This window comes from Grimontia sedimenti, assembly GCF_011045095.1.
GTDB classification, from domain to species: domain Bacteria; phylum Pseudomonadota; class Gammaproteobacteria; order Enterobacterales; family Vibrionaceae; genus Enterovibrio; species Enterovibrio sedimenti.
Window position 1 is genome coordinate 96,755 of record NZ_JAALDL010000016.1, and the last position, 18,419, is coordinate 115,173.

Annotated in this window: 10 protein-coding genes and 2 pseudogenes; 5 read left to right on the forward strand and 7 right to left on the reverse strand. The window is 50.5% G+C overall.

The features are described from left to right. Nucleotides 1-72 precede the first annotated feature (72 nt). Nucleotides 73-3,980, reverse strand: a pseudogene (gene purL, locus G5S52_RS18855) (phosphoribosylformylglycinamidine synthase). A gap of 353 nt (nt 3,981-4,333) precedes the next feature. Between purL and mltF the strand changes: the two are divergent. Both mltF and G5S52_RS18865 read left to right on the forward strand, forming a co-directional pair. Next, on the forward strand, nt 4,334-5,839 hold the full coding sequence (gene mltF, locus G5S52_RS18860; RefSeq protein WP_165017382.1) for a membrane-bound lytic murein transglycosylase MltF: 1,506 nt from the start codon (nt 4,334-4,336) through the stop codon (nt 5,837-5,839). Nucleotides 5,840-5,941: 102 nt separating this feature from the next. After that, nucleotides 5,942-6,103, forward strand: a complete 162-nt coding sequence (locus G5S52_RS18865; RefSeq protein ID WP_002536980.1) for a hypothetical protein — start codon at nt 5,942-5,944, stop codon at nt 6,101-6,103. Here G5S52_RS18865 and tadA read toward each other — a convergent pair. Both tadA and G5S52_RS18875 read right to left on the reverse strand, forming a co-directional pair. Next, nucleotides 6,100-6,618: a tRNA adenosine(34) deaminase TadA gene (gene tadA, locus G5S52_RS18870; RefSeq protein ID WP_165017355.1), complete on the reverse strand. Its 519-nt coding sequence runs from the start codon at nt 6,616-6,618 to the stop codon at nt 6,100-6,102. The genes G5S52_RS18865 and tadA overlap by 4 nt on opposite strands. 54 nt (nt 6,619-6,672) lie before the next feature. Next, nucleotides 6,673-7,557: a LysR family transcriptional regulator gene (locus G5S52_RS18875; RefSeq protein ID WP_165017358.1), complete on the reverse strand. Its 885-nt coding sequence runs from the start codon at nt 7,555-7,557 to the stop codon at nt 6,673-6,675. A gap of 171 nt (nt 7,558-7,728) precedes the next feature. On the opposite strand from G5S52_RS18875, the gene G5S52_RS18880 reads away from it, so the two are divergent. Beyond that, entirely contained in the window at nt 7,729-8,859 is a 1,131-nt protein-coding gene (locus G5S52_RS18880; RefSeq protein WP_165017361.1) for an S-(hydroxymethyl)glutathione dehydrogenase/class III alcohol dehydrogenase, read from the forward strand. Between the two features lie 59 nt (nt 8,860-8,918). Then, nucleotides 8,919-9,761, forward strand: coding sequence for an S-formylglutathione hydrolase (gene fghA, locus G5S52_RS18885; RefSeq protein WP_165017364.1), 843 nt, complete (start codon nt 8,919-8,921; stop codon nt 9,759-9,761). A 59-nt stretch (nt 9,762-9,820) separates the two neighbouring features. Here the strand turns inward: fghA and G5S52_RS18890 are convergent, their stop codons facing one another. The 4 genes and pseudogenes from G5S52_RS18890 to guaB form a co-directional block, all read right to left on the reverse strand. Continuing rightward, on the reverse strand, nt 9,821-11,377 hold the full coding sequence (locus G5S52_RS18890; protein WP_165017367.1) for an AbgT family transporter: 1,557 nt from the start codon (nt 11,375-11,377) through the stop codon (nt 9,821-9,823). Between the two features lie 397 nt (nt 11,378-11,774). After that, a pseudogene (locus G5S52_RS18895) lies at nt 11,775-13,333 on the reverse strand (AbgT family transporter). A gap of 355 nt (nt 13,334-13,688) precedes the next feature. After that, nucleotides 13,689-15,266 (reverse strand): glutamine-hydrolyzing GMP synthase, encoded by a 1,578-nt coding sequence (gene guaA / locus G5S52_RS18900; RefSeq protein ID WP_165017370.1) that lies wholly within the window; start codon nt 15,264-15,266, stop codon nt 13,689-13,691. A gap of 82 nt (nt 15,267-15,348) precedes the next feature. Beyond that, the gene (gene guaB, locus G5S52_RS18905; RefSeq protein ID WP_165017373.1) at nt 15,349-16,815 is read right to left on the reverse strand and encodes an IMP dehydrogenase; all 1,467 of its coding nucleotides are present in this window, start codon (nt 16,813-16,815) and stop codon (nt 15,349-15,351) included. Between the two features lie 165 nt (nt 16,816-16,980). On the opposite strand from guaB, the gene xseA reads away from it, so the two are divergent. Further along, a complete protein-coding gene (xseA, locus tag G5S52_RS18910) occupies nt 16,981-18,309 on the forward strand; it encodes an exodeoxyribonuclease VII large subunit (protein ID WP_165017376.1) in 1,329 nt (442 codons plus the stop codon). The last annotated feature ends 110 nt before the right edge of the window (nt 18,310-18,419 follow it).

Sequence of the window (18,419 nt, forward strand, 5' to 3'; positions counted from 1 at the left end):
CAATCGGATAAAAAAACCGCCACCAGAAGGTAGCGGCTTGTGTCACAAGTTTGGCGTTTAAAACGTCCTGAGTTAACCCAGCTTGACGCGCGCGTTACGGAACATACGCATCCAAGGACTATCTTCACCCCAGTTATCTGGGTGCCATGAGTTAGCCACAGTGCGGAATACACGCTCTGGGTGCGGCATCATGATAGTCACACGACCATCACGGGTGGTGAGGCCCGTGATACCGTTTGGAGAACCGTTCGGGTTAGCAGGGTAATCCTGCGTCACCTTGCCGAAGTTATCCAGATAACGCAGTGCAACCGTGCCTGATTGCTCAATTGCAGCGAGATGCTCTGCATCACGCACTTCCACACGGCCTTCGCCATGAGAAACCGCGATAGGCATGTGAGAGCCCGCCATACCGCTAAGGAACAGCGATGGGTTTTCCTGAACCTGTACCTGGCTGAAACGTGCTTCAAAACGCTCAGATTCGTTGCGAACGAAACGCGGCCACAAGTCTGCACCTGGGATCAAATCGTGAAGGTTAGATAGCATCTGACAGCCGTTACACACACCCAGAGCGAACGAATCACCACGGTGGAAGAAACGCTCGAATTGGTCGCGTGCCTGCTCGTTGAACAGGATAGACTTCGCCCAACCTTCACCTGCGCCCAATACGTCACCGTATGAGAAGCCGCCACAAGCTACTAAACCGTTGAACTCTTCCAGCGAGATATTGCCTGCCAACACGTCACTCATGTGAACGTCTTTGGCATCAAAGCCTGCGCGGTCAAACGCCGCTGCCATTTCAACGTGAGAGTTTACGCCCTGTTCACGCAAAATTGCCATTTGAGGACGTGCACCCGTTGCGATAAACGGTGCCGCCACATCTTCCTGAACATCGAAGGTCAGGTTGGCTGACAAGCCCGGGTCAGTTACGTCTTTCTTCGCATCAAACTCTTGCTGAGCACCGCGTGGATTATCACGCATTGCCTGCATTTGATAAGTGGTTTCCGCCCAATGGTACGAAGCTCAGTGCGGTTCTGATCCAGCACCAGTGCATCACCATTCCAGATACGAACGACGTCGTCTTCTGTCAGGGTACCAATCACATGGCTACAGGTTTCCAGACCATGTGCAGAAAGCGTCGACAGCACAGAATCCAAATCTTCAGTGCGAACCTGAACCACAGCACCCAACTCTTCGTTGAACAGCGCTGCCAGCTCGTCGCTGCACTCACCTTCAGCAGATAGAGTGTTGATATCAACTTCAACACCCACATGACCCGCAAACGCCATTTCCGCCAATGTCACGTAAAGACCACCATCACCACGGTCATGGTAAGCCAGCAGTTTTTCGTCGCGAACCAGCGTTTGCATCGCGTTGAAGAAACCTTTCAGCAGCTCTGGGCTGTCAACATCAGCAGGTTTGTCACCCAGCTGCTTGTAAACCTGCGCCAGTGCAGTTGCACCCATACGGTTTTGGCCTTGGCCAAGGTCGACCAGCACCAGTGCACTATCGCCTTTGTCTGTGCGAAGTTGAGGCGTGACTGTCTTGCGTACGTCTTCGACACGACCGAATGCGGTAATGATCAAAGACAGTGGCGAGGTGTTTTCTTTTTGCTCACCGTTTTCGTCCCAGCGGGTCTTCATCGACATTGAGTCTTTACCCACAGGAATGGTCAGATCCAGCGCTGGACACAACTCTTCACCCACCGCTTTCACTGCTTCATAAAGGCCAGCATCTTCACCTGGGTGGCCTGCTGCTGCCATCCAGTTTGCAGACAGCTTGATACGCTTGAGATCGCCGATGTCAGAACAAGCAATGTTAGTCAGGGATTCTGCGACAGCCAGACGCGCAGACGCAGCAAAGTCCAGCAGTGCAACTGGTGTGCGCTCACCCATGGACATGGCTTCGCCATGGTAAGTGTCATAGCTTGCTGCAGTCACTGCACAGTTCGCAACCGGCACCTGCCAAGGGCCAACCATTTGGTCACGTGCAACCAAGCCGGTTACTGTGCGGTCACCAATGGTGATAAGGAAGGTTTTCTCAGCGACCGAAGGCAGACGCAGCACACGCTGGGTGGCTTCTTCAATGTTGATGCCGTCGCGGGCAATTGTCTGACCTTCCACTTTCAGAGAGGTCACATCACGGTGCATTTTCGGCGGCTTGCCAAGCAGAATATCCATTGGCATGTCGATTGGTGTGTTGTCGAAGTGGCTGTCTTCCAGTGTCAGATGACGTTCTTCAGTCGCTTCACCTACCACCGCGTAAGGTGCACGTTCGCGCTTACAGATAGCATCGAACACGTCCATGTTTTCTGGCGCAACCGCCATAACATAGCGTTCTTGAGATTCGTTACACCAAATTGCCAGTGGGCTCATACCCGGCTCGTCATTCGGTACGTCACGCAGCTGGAATTTACCGCCACGCTCACCGTCATCCACCAGCTCAGGCAAGGCATTCGAAATACCACCCGCGCCCACGTCGTGAATAAACGCAATTGGGTTTTGCTCGCCAAGCTGCCAACAGCGGTCAATCACTTCCTGACAGCGGCGTTCCATCTCAGGGTTTTCACGCTGAACAGAAGCGAAATCCAGATCTTCGGTCGACTGACCAGACGCCATTGAAGACGCGGCACCACCGCCCAAACCGATATTCATCGCAGGGCCGCCAAGAACAATCAGCTTCGCGCCAACGGGGATTTCTTTTTTCTGTACGTGCTGGTCACGGATGTTGCCCATGCCGCCCGCAATCATGATCGGCTTGTGGTAACCACGTACTTCTTCACCGTTGTGCGAGGTCACCTTTTCCTCGTAAGTACGGAAGTAACCCAGCAGGTTCGGACGACCAAATTCGTTGTTAAATGCGGCGCCACCCAGGGGGCCTTCCAGCATGATATCCAGCGCGTTAACAATGCGGTTTGGCTTACCGAAGTCGGTTTCCCAAGGTTGTTCAAAACCAGGGATACGAAGGTTAGATACTGTAAAACCAACCAAACCCGCTTTTGGCTTACCACCGATACCGGTTGCGCCTTCATCACGGATTTCGCCGCCAGAGCCAGTTGAAGCGCCAGGCCATGGAGAAATCGCCGTTGGGTGGTTATGGGTTTCCACTTTCATCAGGATGTGCGCTTCTTCCTGATGGTAGTCATATTGGCGCGACTCAGGGTTCGGGAAGAATCGACCCACATTAGAGCCTGTCATCACAGCTGCGTTGTCTTTGTACGCTGACAACACGTATTCACTGTTATGTTCAAAGGTGTTTTTGATCATCTTGAACAGGCTCTTTGGCTGTTCAACACCATCGATAGTCCAGTCCGCATTGAAAATCTTGTGACGACAATGCTCAGAGTTTGCCTGTGCAAACATCATGAGTTCGATGTCGTTCGGATTACGACCCAGCTTGATGAAGCTTTCCACCAAGTAATCAATTTCGTCTTCCGCTAGTGCCAGACCCAACTCGACGTTGGCTTTTTCCAGTGCTTCGCGTCCGCCACCCAAGACATCAATTGCCGTCATTGGTGCAGGCGTTGCCGCTTGGAACAATGCTGAGGCTTCATCGAACTGGTCAAATACCACTTCCATCATGCGATCGTGAAGCAGACCTGCCAGTACTTTTTGCTGTGCTTCAGATAGCTCGCCGGACAGCTCAACATAGTAAGCAGTGCCGCGCTCAAGGCGTTTAATTTGGGCCAAGCCACAGTTGCGGGCGATGTCGGTAGCTTTAGAAGACCAAGGGGAAATGGTGCCGGGGCGCGGTGTAACAAGGAAGAGGGTTCCAGTAGGTGCATGCTCTGCGATCGTTGGACCATAAGTGAGCAGGCGATCCAGTTTTTGCTTCTCGTCCTCGCTTAAAGGCGCGCTGAGATCAGCAAAGTGAATATACTCAGCATAGAGGCTGGTCACAGGCAAGTCGTTTGCTTTGCAGCTTTCCAGCAGTTTTTGGACTCGAAATTCGGACAGAGCGGGGGAACCACGCAAAATTTCCATGTGCGTACGTCTCTCGGTTAGCGGTGAATTAAAGTAATATTGACCTAACCCCATGATTTACATTGCGCAAATGAGATGGGAAAGCCATGTCGATACCACTTCTAAAGGCTTCGGGGCGGTATTATAGGGGAAAAAAGTGAGCGACGTAACACTTGACGCAACCGTTTGCGTAACTTTTTTTGACTGGCGTTTATTGTCACTATTCTGAGGATTCCCCAAGTAACGGTTGCAGCTTAACTTTCCGCATACGGCGAGCTTTGATATAACAGTCTTCAAACTTTAGAGGTAGGCATAACTTTTTGAACTCGAACGCAGTAAAACGAACCTATCAACTACTTACCGGCTTTTTCCTGATGCTTTTTCTCGCGGGCTGTGAGTGGAAGTATGATGACAGAACCGCGCTGGAAAAAATCCGCGACCGCGGCGTATTGCGCGTGGGTACGCTAAATAACCAGCTTTCTTACTACATTGGTCCCGATGGCCCAACCGGCCTCGACTATGAGCTGGCCTCCCAATTCGCCCAAAGCCTGGGCGTGAAGCTAGAAATGCAACCCGCTTATACGCTGTCAGGTCTGTTCCCTGCCGTAGAGCGTGGTGACGTTGATATCATCGCGGCTGGCTTAACCATCACCAAAGACCGTCTGGAACATTTCCGTCCAGGACCGGCTTACTATTACGTCAGCCAGCAACTGGTCTACAAAAACGGTCACTGGCGTCCGCGCAATCTGACCGAACTCAACAAAGACGGCGCGCGCGTTGCTGTGGTGGAAGGTTCGAGCCATGCTCTCACTCTTCAAGCTATTCAGCGTGAATACCCAGAACTTATTTGGGAAAGCGTTAAAGACACTGACGACGATGAGCTGCTCAAACAAGTCGCTGACGGTAAGCTGGATTTCACCATTGCCGATTCCGTGGACATTGCGCTTGTGCAACGTACCCACCCTTCCATCACTATCGCCTTGAGCCTGACAGAAGATGAACCTGTCGCCTGGTTTATGAAGAAGTCTCAGGATGACAGTGTTTACGCTTTGATGATTGAGTTTTTCGGTAAGAAGACCCAAAGCGGTGAATTGGCGGCACTCGAAGAAAAGTACTTCGGCCACGTCGACAGCTTTGACTTTGTCGATACCCGCGCCTTCTTGCGAGCCATTGACTCCAAACTGCCTGAATGGGAGCCGCTGTTTAAGAAGTACGCTGATGAGTTTGACTGGCGTCTGCTGGCTGCACTTTCCTATCAGGAATCCCACTGGAATCCCCGCGCCGTATCACCAACAGGCGTGCGTGGCATGATGATGTTGACGCTGCCGACAGCAAAATCAGTGGGCGTGAAGAACAGACTCGACCCAGAACAAAGCATTCGCGGTGGTGCCGAGTACCTGCGCAAAATGCTACATCGCGTACCTGACAGCGTTAACGAGCACGAAAAAATTTGGTTTGCGCTCGCTTCTTACAATATTGGTTTCGGCCACATGATGGACGCGCGACGCCTGACCAAGGCGCAAGGTGGGAACCCAGATTCGTGGGCCGATGTTAAACAACGTCTACCTCTGTTGGCGAAGCGCCAGTATTACAAACAAACCCGCTATGGCTTTGCGCGTGGTTATGAGGCGCTAAGCTATGTGGAAAATATTCGTCGTTACTACCAGAGTATGGTTGGCTATGAGCAAGATAAAGCAGAAGCCATCACTAGTGATGCAGCCGACGATCTGGAAGGCTTGCAAACCATCAAAGTGGAAGACGTACCTGGCGAAGGTGTCAGTGAAATGATTGATACGCTTGAATCGACACCCGTGGCAGATGAAGCAGAGAGTGCGGGAAAAACACCGGAAACTCAGGAAAAAGCCGACACTAAGAACTAGGTTTATCAGAGAATCATGCTGTCATCGTGCTTTAATAAAGGACGACTATAAATATCAATAAGCGCAGCGGGGCTGCGCTTATTTTTTCAAAAGGAACGTACGATGTTTGCTAAGAAAAGAAAGGCACAAGCTAACTTTTCCCGTAATTCCAGCGCGGCGTCGAACCGTCGTAAACGCCAACGCAATGTGGCACTGAAGAAGGTGCTATGGCGCCAACGCACGTTCGCGATACGCGAATTCGCCATGATGGACGAGAGTTTTTAATTTTCGTCAGAAGGGCTTTGCGCAGCTTTACGCGCTTCTTTTTCCGCTTTCTTTTCTGAGCGACGACGGCGGAAAAATGCCTGCAATTGCTCGCGACACTCCTCTTCCAACACACCTCCCTGATACTGAACATGATGGTTAACGCCTTCGTAGCTCAGCAAATTCATGACACTCCCTGCGGCTCCCGTCTTATAATCGGGCGCGCCAAACACCACTTTGCCAATCCTGCTATGCACCATGGCGGACGCACACATTGGGCAAGGCTCCAAGGTGACATAAAGTACCGCTTCCAACAGACGATAATTTTGTAGCACTTTACCTGCCTGGCGCAGTGCCATCATCTCCGCATGAGCGGTGGCATCATGCTGGCCAATCAAGCGGTTCCAGCCTTCTCCAATGACCACACCATCATGCACGACAACAGCACCGACGGGAACTTCACCTTCGGATTCTGCTTTGCCCGCGAGCTCTATCGCCCGGCGCATAAACTGCTGATCTAATTCACTCTCTGTCACTGTGTGCCTTTACTTCAATCTTGCTATGCGGCGGAGTATATCACTCCATGCACCTCAATCCTTAGCCTGATTCACCAGTTTAGCCGCCAGAAAATCCACCAGCAGTTTAACGCGAAGAGGCTGCAGTCTGCGGTGCGGGAAAAGTGCCCAAATTCCCTCTTCCAAATCCTCGTAAGCATTCAGCACCTTGACGACCTCACCGCTTTCCAACGCCTTCTGCAAGTAATAATCCGGAAGCTGAATTAACCCATTGCCACGGATTGCGGCATCCAGCAAGGCAATACCACTGTTGCAGCGAAGGTTGCCACGAACACGGACAGAGCGCTCTTTGCCTTCCTCACGGAAACGCCAGTAGTCATGTTGACCACGAAGGCAATTGTGTTGTGCCAATTCAGAAAGCGTATGGGGCGTGCCAAATTTGGAAAGATAATCCGGCGAACCACAAACAATAAGACGACGTGTAGCCAAGCGCTTACACACCATGGATGAGTCCACCAAGCGCCCTAACCTTAACGCCACATCACAAGATGAGTCGACAAGGTCTAGCGTCGCATTGGTCAGGTCTACCTCTATTTGAATTTCGGGGTAGGCTTGCATGAAATCGAGGATCAGCGGCATCACCACTTTTTCCCCATAGGTCACTGGCGCTGTCAGCTTAATGTGTCCATTCGGCGTCTCGTGCAACTGCGTCACTGCACTCTCTGCCTCTTTCAGGCCATCAGCCAGCAGTCGACAATGCTGATAGTAAATATCACCCTCTTCTGTCGTGGAAACCTTTCGCGTGGTTCGAAATAGAAGGCGGGTATTGAGCCTCTCCTCAAGCAATGCCACCTGACGGCTCACATGCGCCGTTGATGCCCCCAACCGCTTTGATGCTTTGGTAAAGCTGGCTGTTTCAACCACTGCCAGAAACTCTGAAACTCCTTGCCAGTCCGACATTATTTCTCACCAGTAAAAGTTAATTGCAATCCAAGTGGATTATCACACGTTTAGAAACAAATAGACTATTACTCAAATTCAGCGTGTCACAAAAGTGAACTCGCTACTCCAACATAAATCACCTAGGGTTAGACGATAAGGGACTAACCCAATAAACGGAGGATGCTGTCAATGGCAGAGCAATTTATTAAATCGCGCGCAGCAATCGCGTGGGAAGCAGGCAAACCGCTGAGCATTGAAGAAGTGGATGTCATGCTGCCAAAAGCGGGCGAAGTACTGGTGCGCATTATTGCAACCGGTGTTTGCCACACCGATGCATTTACCCTGTCAGGTGATGACCCAGAAGGTATCTTCCCTGCAATCCTAGGCCACGAAGGTGGTGGCATTGTTGAGCAAGTGGGTGAAGGTGTCACCAGCGTTCAGGTGGGTGACCATGTTATTCCTTTATACACACCAGAATGTGGTGAGTGTAAGTTCTGTAAGTCAGGTAAAACCAACCTGTGTCAGAAAATCCGTGAGACTCAAGGTAAAGGCCTGATGCCAGACGGCACCACCCGCTTCTTTAAAGATGGTCAACCGATCTACCACTACATGGGGACTTCGACTTTTTCTGAGTACACAGTTTTACCTGAAATCTCGCTGGCGAAAGTCAACAAAGACGCACCTCTCGAAGAAGTCTGCCTTCTTGGCTGTGGTGTAACGACCGGTATGGGCGCAGTGCTAAACACGGCCAAAGTTCAAAAAGGAGATACCGTTGCGATCTTCGGTCTAGGTGGCATTGGTCTTTCTGCCATCATCGGCGCTGCAATGGCAGGTGCAAGCCGCATCATTGGTATCGACATCAATGAGAGCAAGTTCGAACTGGCTCAAAAGCTGGGTGCGACTGACTGTATCAACCCAAGCAAGTACGACAAACCGATTCAGGACGTCATCGTTGAATTGACTGACGGTGGTGTTGATTATTCGTTCGAGTGTATCGGTAACGTCAATGTGATGCGTTCAGCACTTGAGTGTTGCCATAAAGGCTGGGGCGAGTCTGTCATCATCGGTGTTGCCGGTGCCGGGCAGGAAATCTCTACCCGTCCATTCCAGCTGGTCACCGGTCGTGTATGGCGTGGTTCAGCATTCGGTGGTGTAAAAGGCCGTTCAGAACTGCCTGAAATCGTCGAGCGTTACATGGCGGGTGAATTTGCATTGGATGACTTCATCACCCACACCATGGGTCTTGATGGTATCAATGAAGCATTTGACCTGATGCACGAAGGCAAGAGCATCCGCTCTGTTATCCATTACGACAAGTAAACGACAGAATAACAAACCCCACGCAGGCGGTGACAAAACCGCCTGCTTTGGAGTCCAACATGAGTCTTGAAAACATCAGCAGTAACCGCAGTTTTGGCGGTTGGCATAAACAGTACACTCACACCTCACGTACTGTTCACTGCAACATGCGTTTCGCCATTTTCCTGCCTCCACAAGCATCAGAATCCAATCGAGTGCCGGTGCTCTACTGGTTGTCAGGATTGACCTGCAGTGATGAAAACTTTATGCAGAAAGCGGGCGCACACCGCGTAGCGGCTGAACTAGGTATTGCTATCGTTGCGCCCGATACTAGCCCACGTGGCGACAACATTCCTGACGACCCGGAAGGTGCCTACGATTTTGGTATCGGTGCAGGCTTTTACCTGAATGCGACCGAAGCACCATGGAACCGTTTCTACCATATGTACGATTACGTGGTGAAAGAGCTCCCTGCCGTTATTGAAGCACACTTTCCAGTCAGCGATGTGAAGGCCATTTCCGGCCATAGCATGGGTGGCCACGGTGCACTGACCATTGCGTTGAAAAACAGTGATGATTACCGTTCTGTTTCTGCTTTCAGTCCCATTGTGAATCCCGCTGCTGTGCCTTGGGGCGAAAAGGCTTTTACCAATTATTTAGGTGAAGATCGCCAAATTTGGCTGGAATACGACAGCTGCGCGTTAATCAAAAAAGCAGATAAGCACTTGCCAATGCTGATTGATCAAGGTGATGGTGACCAGTTCCTGCATGAGCAACTGAAACCCGGTAACCTGCTTCAAGCAGCAGAAGAAGCTGGCTATCCGCTGGAGCTTCGTATGCAGGAAGGCTATGACCACAGCTACTACTTCATTTCGAGCTTTATTGAAGATCACCTCCGCTTCCATGGAGAGCATTTGAAATAACGCTTCAAACAACAGAAAACCCGGCCGAAGCCGGGTTTTTCTATTCTTGCTGCGGCTAATTAGAAGCCCAGAGGAATGTTGAAGCTGAAGAATACAATCAGCAAGGTTGTCCATACGGTCAGGAACGCTGCTGAGTATGGCACCATCATCGCAATCACGTCGCCAAACGTCAGATCAGATTTGTACTTACGCATGAAGGCCAGAATCACACCTGCATAGGTCATCATTGGCGTGATGATGTTAGTCGACGAATCTGCTACACGGTATGCGGCCGCCACCAGATCAGGTGTCATATTCGGGTTAACCTGATACAGCATAGGAACGAAAATAGGTCCCAGCAGCATCCACTTCGATGTCAAACCACCGACGAACAGGTTGATCAGTGCAGTCGTAAGAATGAAGCCGATGATGAGCAGGATTGGGAAGTTTTCCAGACCCAGTGAAGACAAGGTCGTCGCGCCAAGGTAAGTGATGTAAACACCCAGGCCTGAGTAGCTCAGTACCGCCAGGAAGTTATGGCTGAAGAAAGTCAGAACCAGAACATAACCAAAGGTGTTCATCTGCTTCACCATGGCATTCACTACGTCTTGTAGGGACTTGAACTTACCCGTGCTGTAGCCAAAACAGATACCCGTTACCGCAAACACCATCGCAATCAGCAGGATCACGTTGTTCATGTAAGGGGTGACTGTGCGGCCAGCCTCATTGGTGTATGGCGCGAGTGGACCCATTGCCAGCGCGACAATCGCAGCCAGAGAAGCAATCAGACCGAGACCTGCAGCGCGCAGACCCTTTTGCTCGCTTTCGCTGACAGAGAAATCGCTCTGATCCAAGTCTTCCGGTAGCGTGTACTCCATCTTTTCCAGACGAGGTGCGACAAAGCGTTTGGTGACCCAAGCACCCAGAATCGCCAGCATGAAGGTGGAAACAAAGATGAAGAAATAGTGCATGGTCGCAGGGTTTAGCACTTCACCTGCTGCGGTCTCAAAAGGCACGCCTTGAGATTCTGCAAACACACGTGCATTCAGACCAATAATAACATCAACCGGGGTTGCAGGAATCAGGTTTGCACTGAAGCCCGCCGAGACACCAGCGAACGCAGCTGCCATACCGATCAATGGATTTTTACCCACACCTGCGTACAACATACCTGCCAATGGGATAAGCACCAGGTAACCCGCATCCGTCGCGATGGAGCTCATGATACCCAGGAATACCAGCAGCATCGGCAGCCACTTCTCATTCAGGCGAAGGCCAACACGCTTAATCACTGCACCCAGAAGGCCAGAGTTCTCAGCAATACCGACACCCAGCATCACCACAAGGATGACACCGAGTACGCCATGGCCGAACGACAGCCAGTTTTCAAGGATCGCATTGTCAAACATCCAGCGAACGTTTTCTGTTGCCAGCATGCTCTTCACAGTGTGACTGATAGGATTACCATCTGCCCCTGTGGTTTGGAATTCCATTCCGCCGATCAAACCTGTAATGGCTAATGCAGCCACAAAAAGGAACATAAAAATGATCACAGGATCGGGGATTTTTTTACCTACGCGTTCAATAAACGCAATCGCGCCGTTCTGTTGCGGCGCTCCTTGTGAAGCTTGACTCATGTCATACCACCTTTTCGATGAGTTCTAACCTTGATTGACCATTCGCCGAAACGAGCATGCGATGAAATCAGGTATATCCGTTACTTTTGCCGCAAGAACTTAGCAGATGCCACTTTTGGAGTAAAACTCCAATAAATGAGATTAAAAAGGGGATAATGCCAAATCAACATTAAGAGTCAGGACTTATGACAGATTGAAGACAGCACTGCAGATAATAGTGTGAGATAACGCAAACATCTCAGAAGATACATCTTTTATACAAAATCTCAAAAATCCATTAATGTATAGATGCATGTTTTGATAATGTTGCATTGATGTAGCACGTATTATTGGAGAAGAATTCAAACACAAGAAAAAGCCCTGCACGATGGCAGGGCTTGGATAAAACAGATTGCTGTTACATCTGGTAGGTGTAAGGCGCTTGGATACCCAGTGGAATGCCCAGAGCCCAGTAAGCCAGAAGGAAGATAGACCAACCGATCAGCATCGCAATGGAGTAAGGCATCATCATTGAAGCCAACGTGCCGATACCTGTGCTCTTCACATAACGTTGGCAGTAAACCACCACCAGTGGGAAGAACACCATCAGTGGAGAAATGATGTTAGATACCGAGTCACCTACGCGGTAAGCCGCCTGAGACAGCTCAGGAGAAATACCCAGCGCCATCAGCATTGGTACAAGGATTGGACCAATCAGCGCCCATTTTGCTGATGCAGAACCGATCAGCAGGTTCACACACGCGGTCAGCAGAATCATACCGATGATGGTCAGCTGACCCGGCATGTTCAGCGCTTTCAAGAAGGCCGCGCCTTCCAATGCCAGCAAGGTACCGATGTTCGACTGGCTGAATGCTGCCAGGAACTGCGCACAGAAGAATGACATCACCAAATATGCGCCCATGGTCGCCATGGTATCGCTCATTGCTTTAATGATATCACCTTGCGTTTTGAAGGTACCTGCAACGCGACCATAAACCACACCTGGAATCACAAACAGGATAAAGATCAGCGGTACGATAGATTTCATCAGCGGCGCAGAGAACGCAGTCAGTTCGCCTTCAGGTGAACGCAGTGCTGACGTTTCAGGGATAAGAGCAACCACCAGAAGAACGATACCCGCCAGCATTGCAAAACCTGCACGGTTGAACGCTTTGCTCTCAATAGCAGAGAAACTGCCCAGATCCGGTGCTTTTTCAGCATCTTCATCAATTGGCAATTTGTTCAGGCGTGGCTCGATGATTTTCTCAGTCACATACCAGCCGATAGCCACAATCAGGAATGAAGAAAGGCCAGTGAAATACAGGTTCGCCAGTGGGTTCACCACGTAGTCTTTATCCAGAACCTGCGCTGCAGATTGGGTAAAGCCCGCCAACAGAGGGTCAATACCCGCTGGAATGAAGTTAGCTGAGAAACCGCCCGACACACCGGCAAACGCCGCAGCAATACCCACCAGCGGGTGACGACCCGCAGCGTGGAAGATGATGCCGCCCAAAGGAATAACCAGAACGTAACCCGCATCTGCGGCCGTGTGCGATACAATCGCCACCAGAATCAGTGCTGGCGTCAGCAGCTTCTTAGGTGTCACGTTCAGCATTTTTTCAGGCCAGTGGTGATAAAGCCAGATGCATCCGCGACGCCCACACCCAGCATGGCTACAAGCACAATACCCATTGGTGCAAAGCTGGTGAAAGTCGTCACCATGTTCGCCAGGAAGCTTGCAAGCGCTTCGCCAGTCAGAAGGTTATTAATTTCTACAGCCTGGCCGGTAACAGGGTGGATCAGGCCGAAATCAACCTGAGAAAGAACGGCGGACAGACCCCATACAATCAAAAGTCCATAAAAGAACAGAAGCGCAGGATCAGGAATTTTGTTACCTGCCCTTTCAATCCAGTTCAGGAACTTTTCCATACCGCCGCTTGGCGCGTCTGGAGTATTGCTCATGGCATGATTACTCATTTAAAGCTCCGAGTTTTTGCAGTGTGTGTTTGCATCGTAAGGAGCGGATTCTTTGATGAATTCGCAACGACGTCATAATTATTCAACAGCACAAAATACACGTAACAAACCAAATTGGTAGTGACTAATCTCAATTAAAATTACGGTTTAAGCACATAAATTCAATTCACACACAAGTGGTAAACACAAAGCAAACAAAGACAATCCAAATGAACAACAACCACAATAAAATGGCTACGTTTGGCGTGAAATGGTGAGTATCAGCCACCCAGAAGATGAATGACGTATCGCTGGTGAGAGAGAAAGAAAAAGGCACGCAATGCGTGCCTTTTGAATGACTGGATTTGAAGGAAGATTATTCCCACTCAATGGTTGCAGGTGGCTTACCAGATACGTCGTAAACCACGCGGCTGATACCATCTACTTCGTTAATGATACGGTTTGAAACGCGACCCAGGAAGTCATATGGCAGGTGTGCCCAGTGTGCGGTCATGAAGTCGATGGTTTCTACTGCACGCAGAGAAACAACCCAATCGTATTTACGGCCGTCACCCATTACGCCGACAGAGCGCACTGGCAGGAACACGGTAAATGCCTGAGAAACCTTGTTGTAAAGGTCTGCTTTGTGCAGCTCTTCGATGAAGATAGCATCCGCACGGCGTAGTAAATCACAGTACTCTTTTTTCACTTCGCCAAGTACACGTACACCCAGACCTGGACCTGGGAACGGGTGGCGGTAAAGCATGTTATACGGCAGACCCAGCTCGAGACCAATCTTACGCACTTCGTCTTTGAACAGCTCTTTCAGCGGCTCAACCAGACCCATTTCCATGTCATCCGGCAGACCACCTACGTTGTGGTGAGATTTGATAACGTGCGCTTTACCGGTCTTAGAAGCAGCAGACTCGATCACATCTGGGTAGATAGTGCCTTGCGCCAGCCATTTCGCATTCTTCAGTTTCTTCGATTCTTCATCGAATACGTCTACGAACACGTGACCAATCTTCTTACGTTTTGCTTCTGGATCAGCAATGCCTTCCAGCGCAGACAGGAAGCGGTTTTCCGCATCAACATGAACAATGTTCAAGCCGAAGTGATCACCGAACATTTCCATAACCTGCTCAGCTTCGTTCAAGCGCAGCAGACCGTTGTCTACGAATACACAGGTCAGCTTGTCACCGATCGCGCGGTGGATAAGCATAGCAACAACAGAAGAGTCCACGCCGCCTGACAGGCCAAGGATCACTTCCTCATCACCCACTTGTTCTTTGATGCGTGCAATCGCATCTTCGATGATAGATGCTGGCGTCCATAGCTTCTCACAGCCACAGATATCCATCACGAAGCGCTCAAGCATGCGGTGACCCTGACGGGTGTGCGTCACTTCAGGGTGGAACTGAACGCCGTAGAAACGCTTCTCTTCGTTGGCCATTGCAGCAAACGGACAAGTGTCAGTCGATGCAACTTTCACAAAGTCAGATGGAATTTCTACTACTTTGTCGCCGTGGCTCATCCATACATCCAGAACGCCTTTGCCCGCTTCGTTGATGGCGTCTTCGATACCTTCAAACAGGCTACCTGGGTTATCCAGCGTCACTTTCGCGTAGCCAAATTCACGCTCGTTTGAGCCAGCAACTTTACCGCCAAGCTGCTCAGACATGGTTTGCATGCCATAGCAAACGCCCAGTACTGGTACACCCGCGTTAAACACATATTCAGGCGCACGTGGTGAACCGTCTTCGGTCACGCTCTCCGGGCCACCGGAAAGAATGATGCCGTTCGGGTTGAAGTCACGGATATCCTGCTCTTCAACATCCCAGCCCCACAGCTCGCAGTAAACACCGATTTCACGGATACGACGCGCGATCAACTGGGTGTACTGAGAACCAAAGTCGAGGATCAGAATACGTTGGTCATGAATATTTTGGGTCATTTCAGCTTGTCTCAAAAAGTCATCGATACAGGGGACTTTCGCCCCCATGCTATAAATTTCAGCTTTAACTTACGGGCGTGAATTACTGGCCAGTACGGTAGTTTGGTGCTTCTTTAGTGATGGTCACATCGTGTGCGTGCGATTCCGTCATACCAGCGCCAGTGATGCGAACGAATTCTGCTTTTGTACGCAGAGCTTCAACCGTCGCGGAACCGGTCAGGCCCATGCACGAGCGCAGGCCACCCATTTGCTGGTGAATGATTTCTTTCAGGCGACCTTTGTATGCCACGCGACCTTCAATACCTTCAGGTACCAACTTGTCCGCTGCGTTATCGCTCTGGAAGTAACGGTCAGAAGAACCTTTAGACATCGCACCCAGTGAGCCCATACCACGGTAAGATTTGTAAGCGCGGCCTTGGTACAGTTCAACTTCACCTGGAGATTCTTCCGTACCTGCCAGCATGGAGCCCACCATGACACAAGATGCGCCTGCAACCAGTGCTTTACAAAGATCACCAGAGAAGCGGATACCACCATCAGCGATACATGGCACGCCGTATTGCTCTGCCACTTCTACTGCATCTGAAATCGCAGTGATTTGCGGAACACCCACACCGGTAACAATACGGGTTGTACAGATTGAGCCTGGGCCGATACCCACTTTCACTGCATCTACACCCGCTTCAATCAGGGCTTTTGCACCTGCGCCAGTTGCGACGTTACCGCCAATGATTTGCAATTCAGGGAATTTTTCACGGGTTTCACGAATGCGTTGAAGCACGCCTTCAGAGTGACCGTGAGAAGAGTCGATAAGCAGTACGTCAACCCCTGCTTCAACCAGTGCAGCAACACGTTCTTCGTTACCTGCACCTGCGCCAACCGCAGCACCAACACGCAGACGACCTTGCTCGTCTTTACATGCATTTGGTTTGCGCTCAGCTTTTTGGAAATCTTTTGCAGTGATCATGCCCGCGATATGGTGGTCGTCATTCACTACCAGAATTTTTTCTACGCGGTGCTTTTGCATCAGCTTTTGAACTTCTTCAGGGCTTGCACCCTCTTTCACAGTTGCCAGACGTTCTTTCGGTGTCATGACTTCTGACACTTTCAGGCTCAGGTCAGTCACGAAACGAACGTCGCGGCCAGTGATGATACCCACCAGCTCATTGGCTTCAGTTACTACAGGGAAACCGGCAAAGCCATGAGTGTCGGTCAGTGCTTTTACATCAGCAATGGTTTGATCAGGCGTCACAGTGACAGGGTTTGAAACCACACCGGCTTCAAAGATCTTCACCAAGCGAACTTGTTCCGCTTGTTGCTCAATAGACATGTTTTTGTGGATAAAACCGATGCCACCTTCCTGAGCAAGCGCAATTGCGAGGCGCGCTTCGGTCACTGTGTCCATCGCCGCTGAGATCAGTGGGATGTTCAGAGAGATTTTTTTCGTCAGTTGAGTGCGCAAGTCGGCAGTGTTCGGAAGAACTGTGGAGTGTGCTGGAACCAGCAGTACATCGTCAAAAGTAAGGGCTTCTTTAGCTATTCGTAACATTGCAATATCTCACGCCAAAATAATATGAGGGAGTTCAAAATATTGCCGCCGCATTATACTGACGGCGCAAACGTTTGGCTACAGATTTTTACGAAAACGTTTGGCTTTCAGATTTCGCCTCTTTAACATGGCTTCATCTTGCTGAAAACAAAGACGCATTCCGCTATGAATCTCACCAACAACAATATCTATACCGTCTCCAGATTAAACGCTGAAGTACGTTTGTTGCTCGAAAACGAAATGGGCATTGTTTGGCTGGTTGGCGAGATTTCAAACCTCACCATGGCAACATCTGGTCACTGGTATTTCACCCTGAAAGATCGTCAAGCTCAGGTAAAATGCGCCATGTTCAAAGGCAATAACCGACGGGTAACTTTTAAACCTGCCAACGGAAATCAGGTGTTGGTGCGTGCAAGGCTCTCTTTGTATGAGCCCCGTGGTGACTACCAAATCATTGTCGAAAGCATGCAGCCTGAAGGTGACGGCCTGCTTCAACAGCAATTTGAAAAATTGAAAATGCAGCTTTCTGCAGAAGGTCTGTTTGCAGCCAGCCTGAAAAAACCACTTCCAGAACAACCCAAGCGGGTTGGTGTGATCACTTCCAGTACCGGCGCGGCGCTGCATGATATTTTGCATGTATTGAAACGCCGTGACCCTGGCTTACCCGTGGTGATTTATCCCACCCAAGTGCAGGGCAAAGATGCTGCGATTCAAATCGCGCAGGCTATTGGGCGTGCCAACAGCCGTAATGAATGTGATGTCCTGATCGTCGGTCGTGGCGGTGGTTCGCTGGAAGACCTATGGTGCTTCAACGAAGAAATTGTTGCCCGTACCATTGCTGCCAGCACCATCCCGATCGTCAGTGCGGTAGGCCATGAAGTTGATGTCACCATTGCCGATTTCGTCGCTGATGTCCGCGCCCCTACCCCGTCAGCTGCAGCAGAGCTTGTCAGCCGTGATACCTCCGTACGTGAGCAACAACTCTTGCAGCGTACTGATCGCCTCGCACACGCTTTCAGCCGTCATTTAAGCCGCTCTCAGGAATGGCTAACTCGCTTGCAACACCGATTGGCGATGCAGCACCCCAAAGCGCAGCTTCAGCAACAGTCTCAGCAGTTTGATGAGCTTGAAAGGCGTCTTCACCAATCCATGCGCTATACACTTCAAACGGAAGCACAGCGCCTGGATAGAGCAGCGCAAAAACTTGAGCGCTACTCACCCGCGAACCAAATTCCAGGCCAGAAAGCGCAACTAGACTATGTGGAGCAGCGTCTTATTGAGGCCATGCGCCGTCAACTCCGACAACAACAGCATGCACTGGCACTGCAGATGGAAACACTGGATGCAGTAAGCCCGCTGGCAACACTCGCACGCGGTTATTCAATCACCCGGAACGATAAAGGCGAAGTCATTCGTTCAGCATCGTCGCTTAAGTCTGGCGATCAGATCAGGTCAACGTTTGGAGATGGTGAGATCCAATCTACGGTGATCTAGGGGCTGTTGATCTTTGGTGGTTAAATTTTGTTCTAGCTATAAGCGTTTTAGGCGCGGCGAGGTGTGTGCCGCCTAGTCATTCTAAGCAAATACACCTCAACAAAGCATAA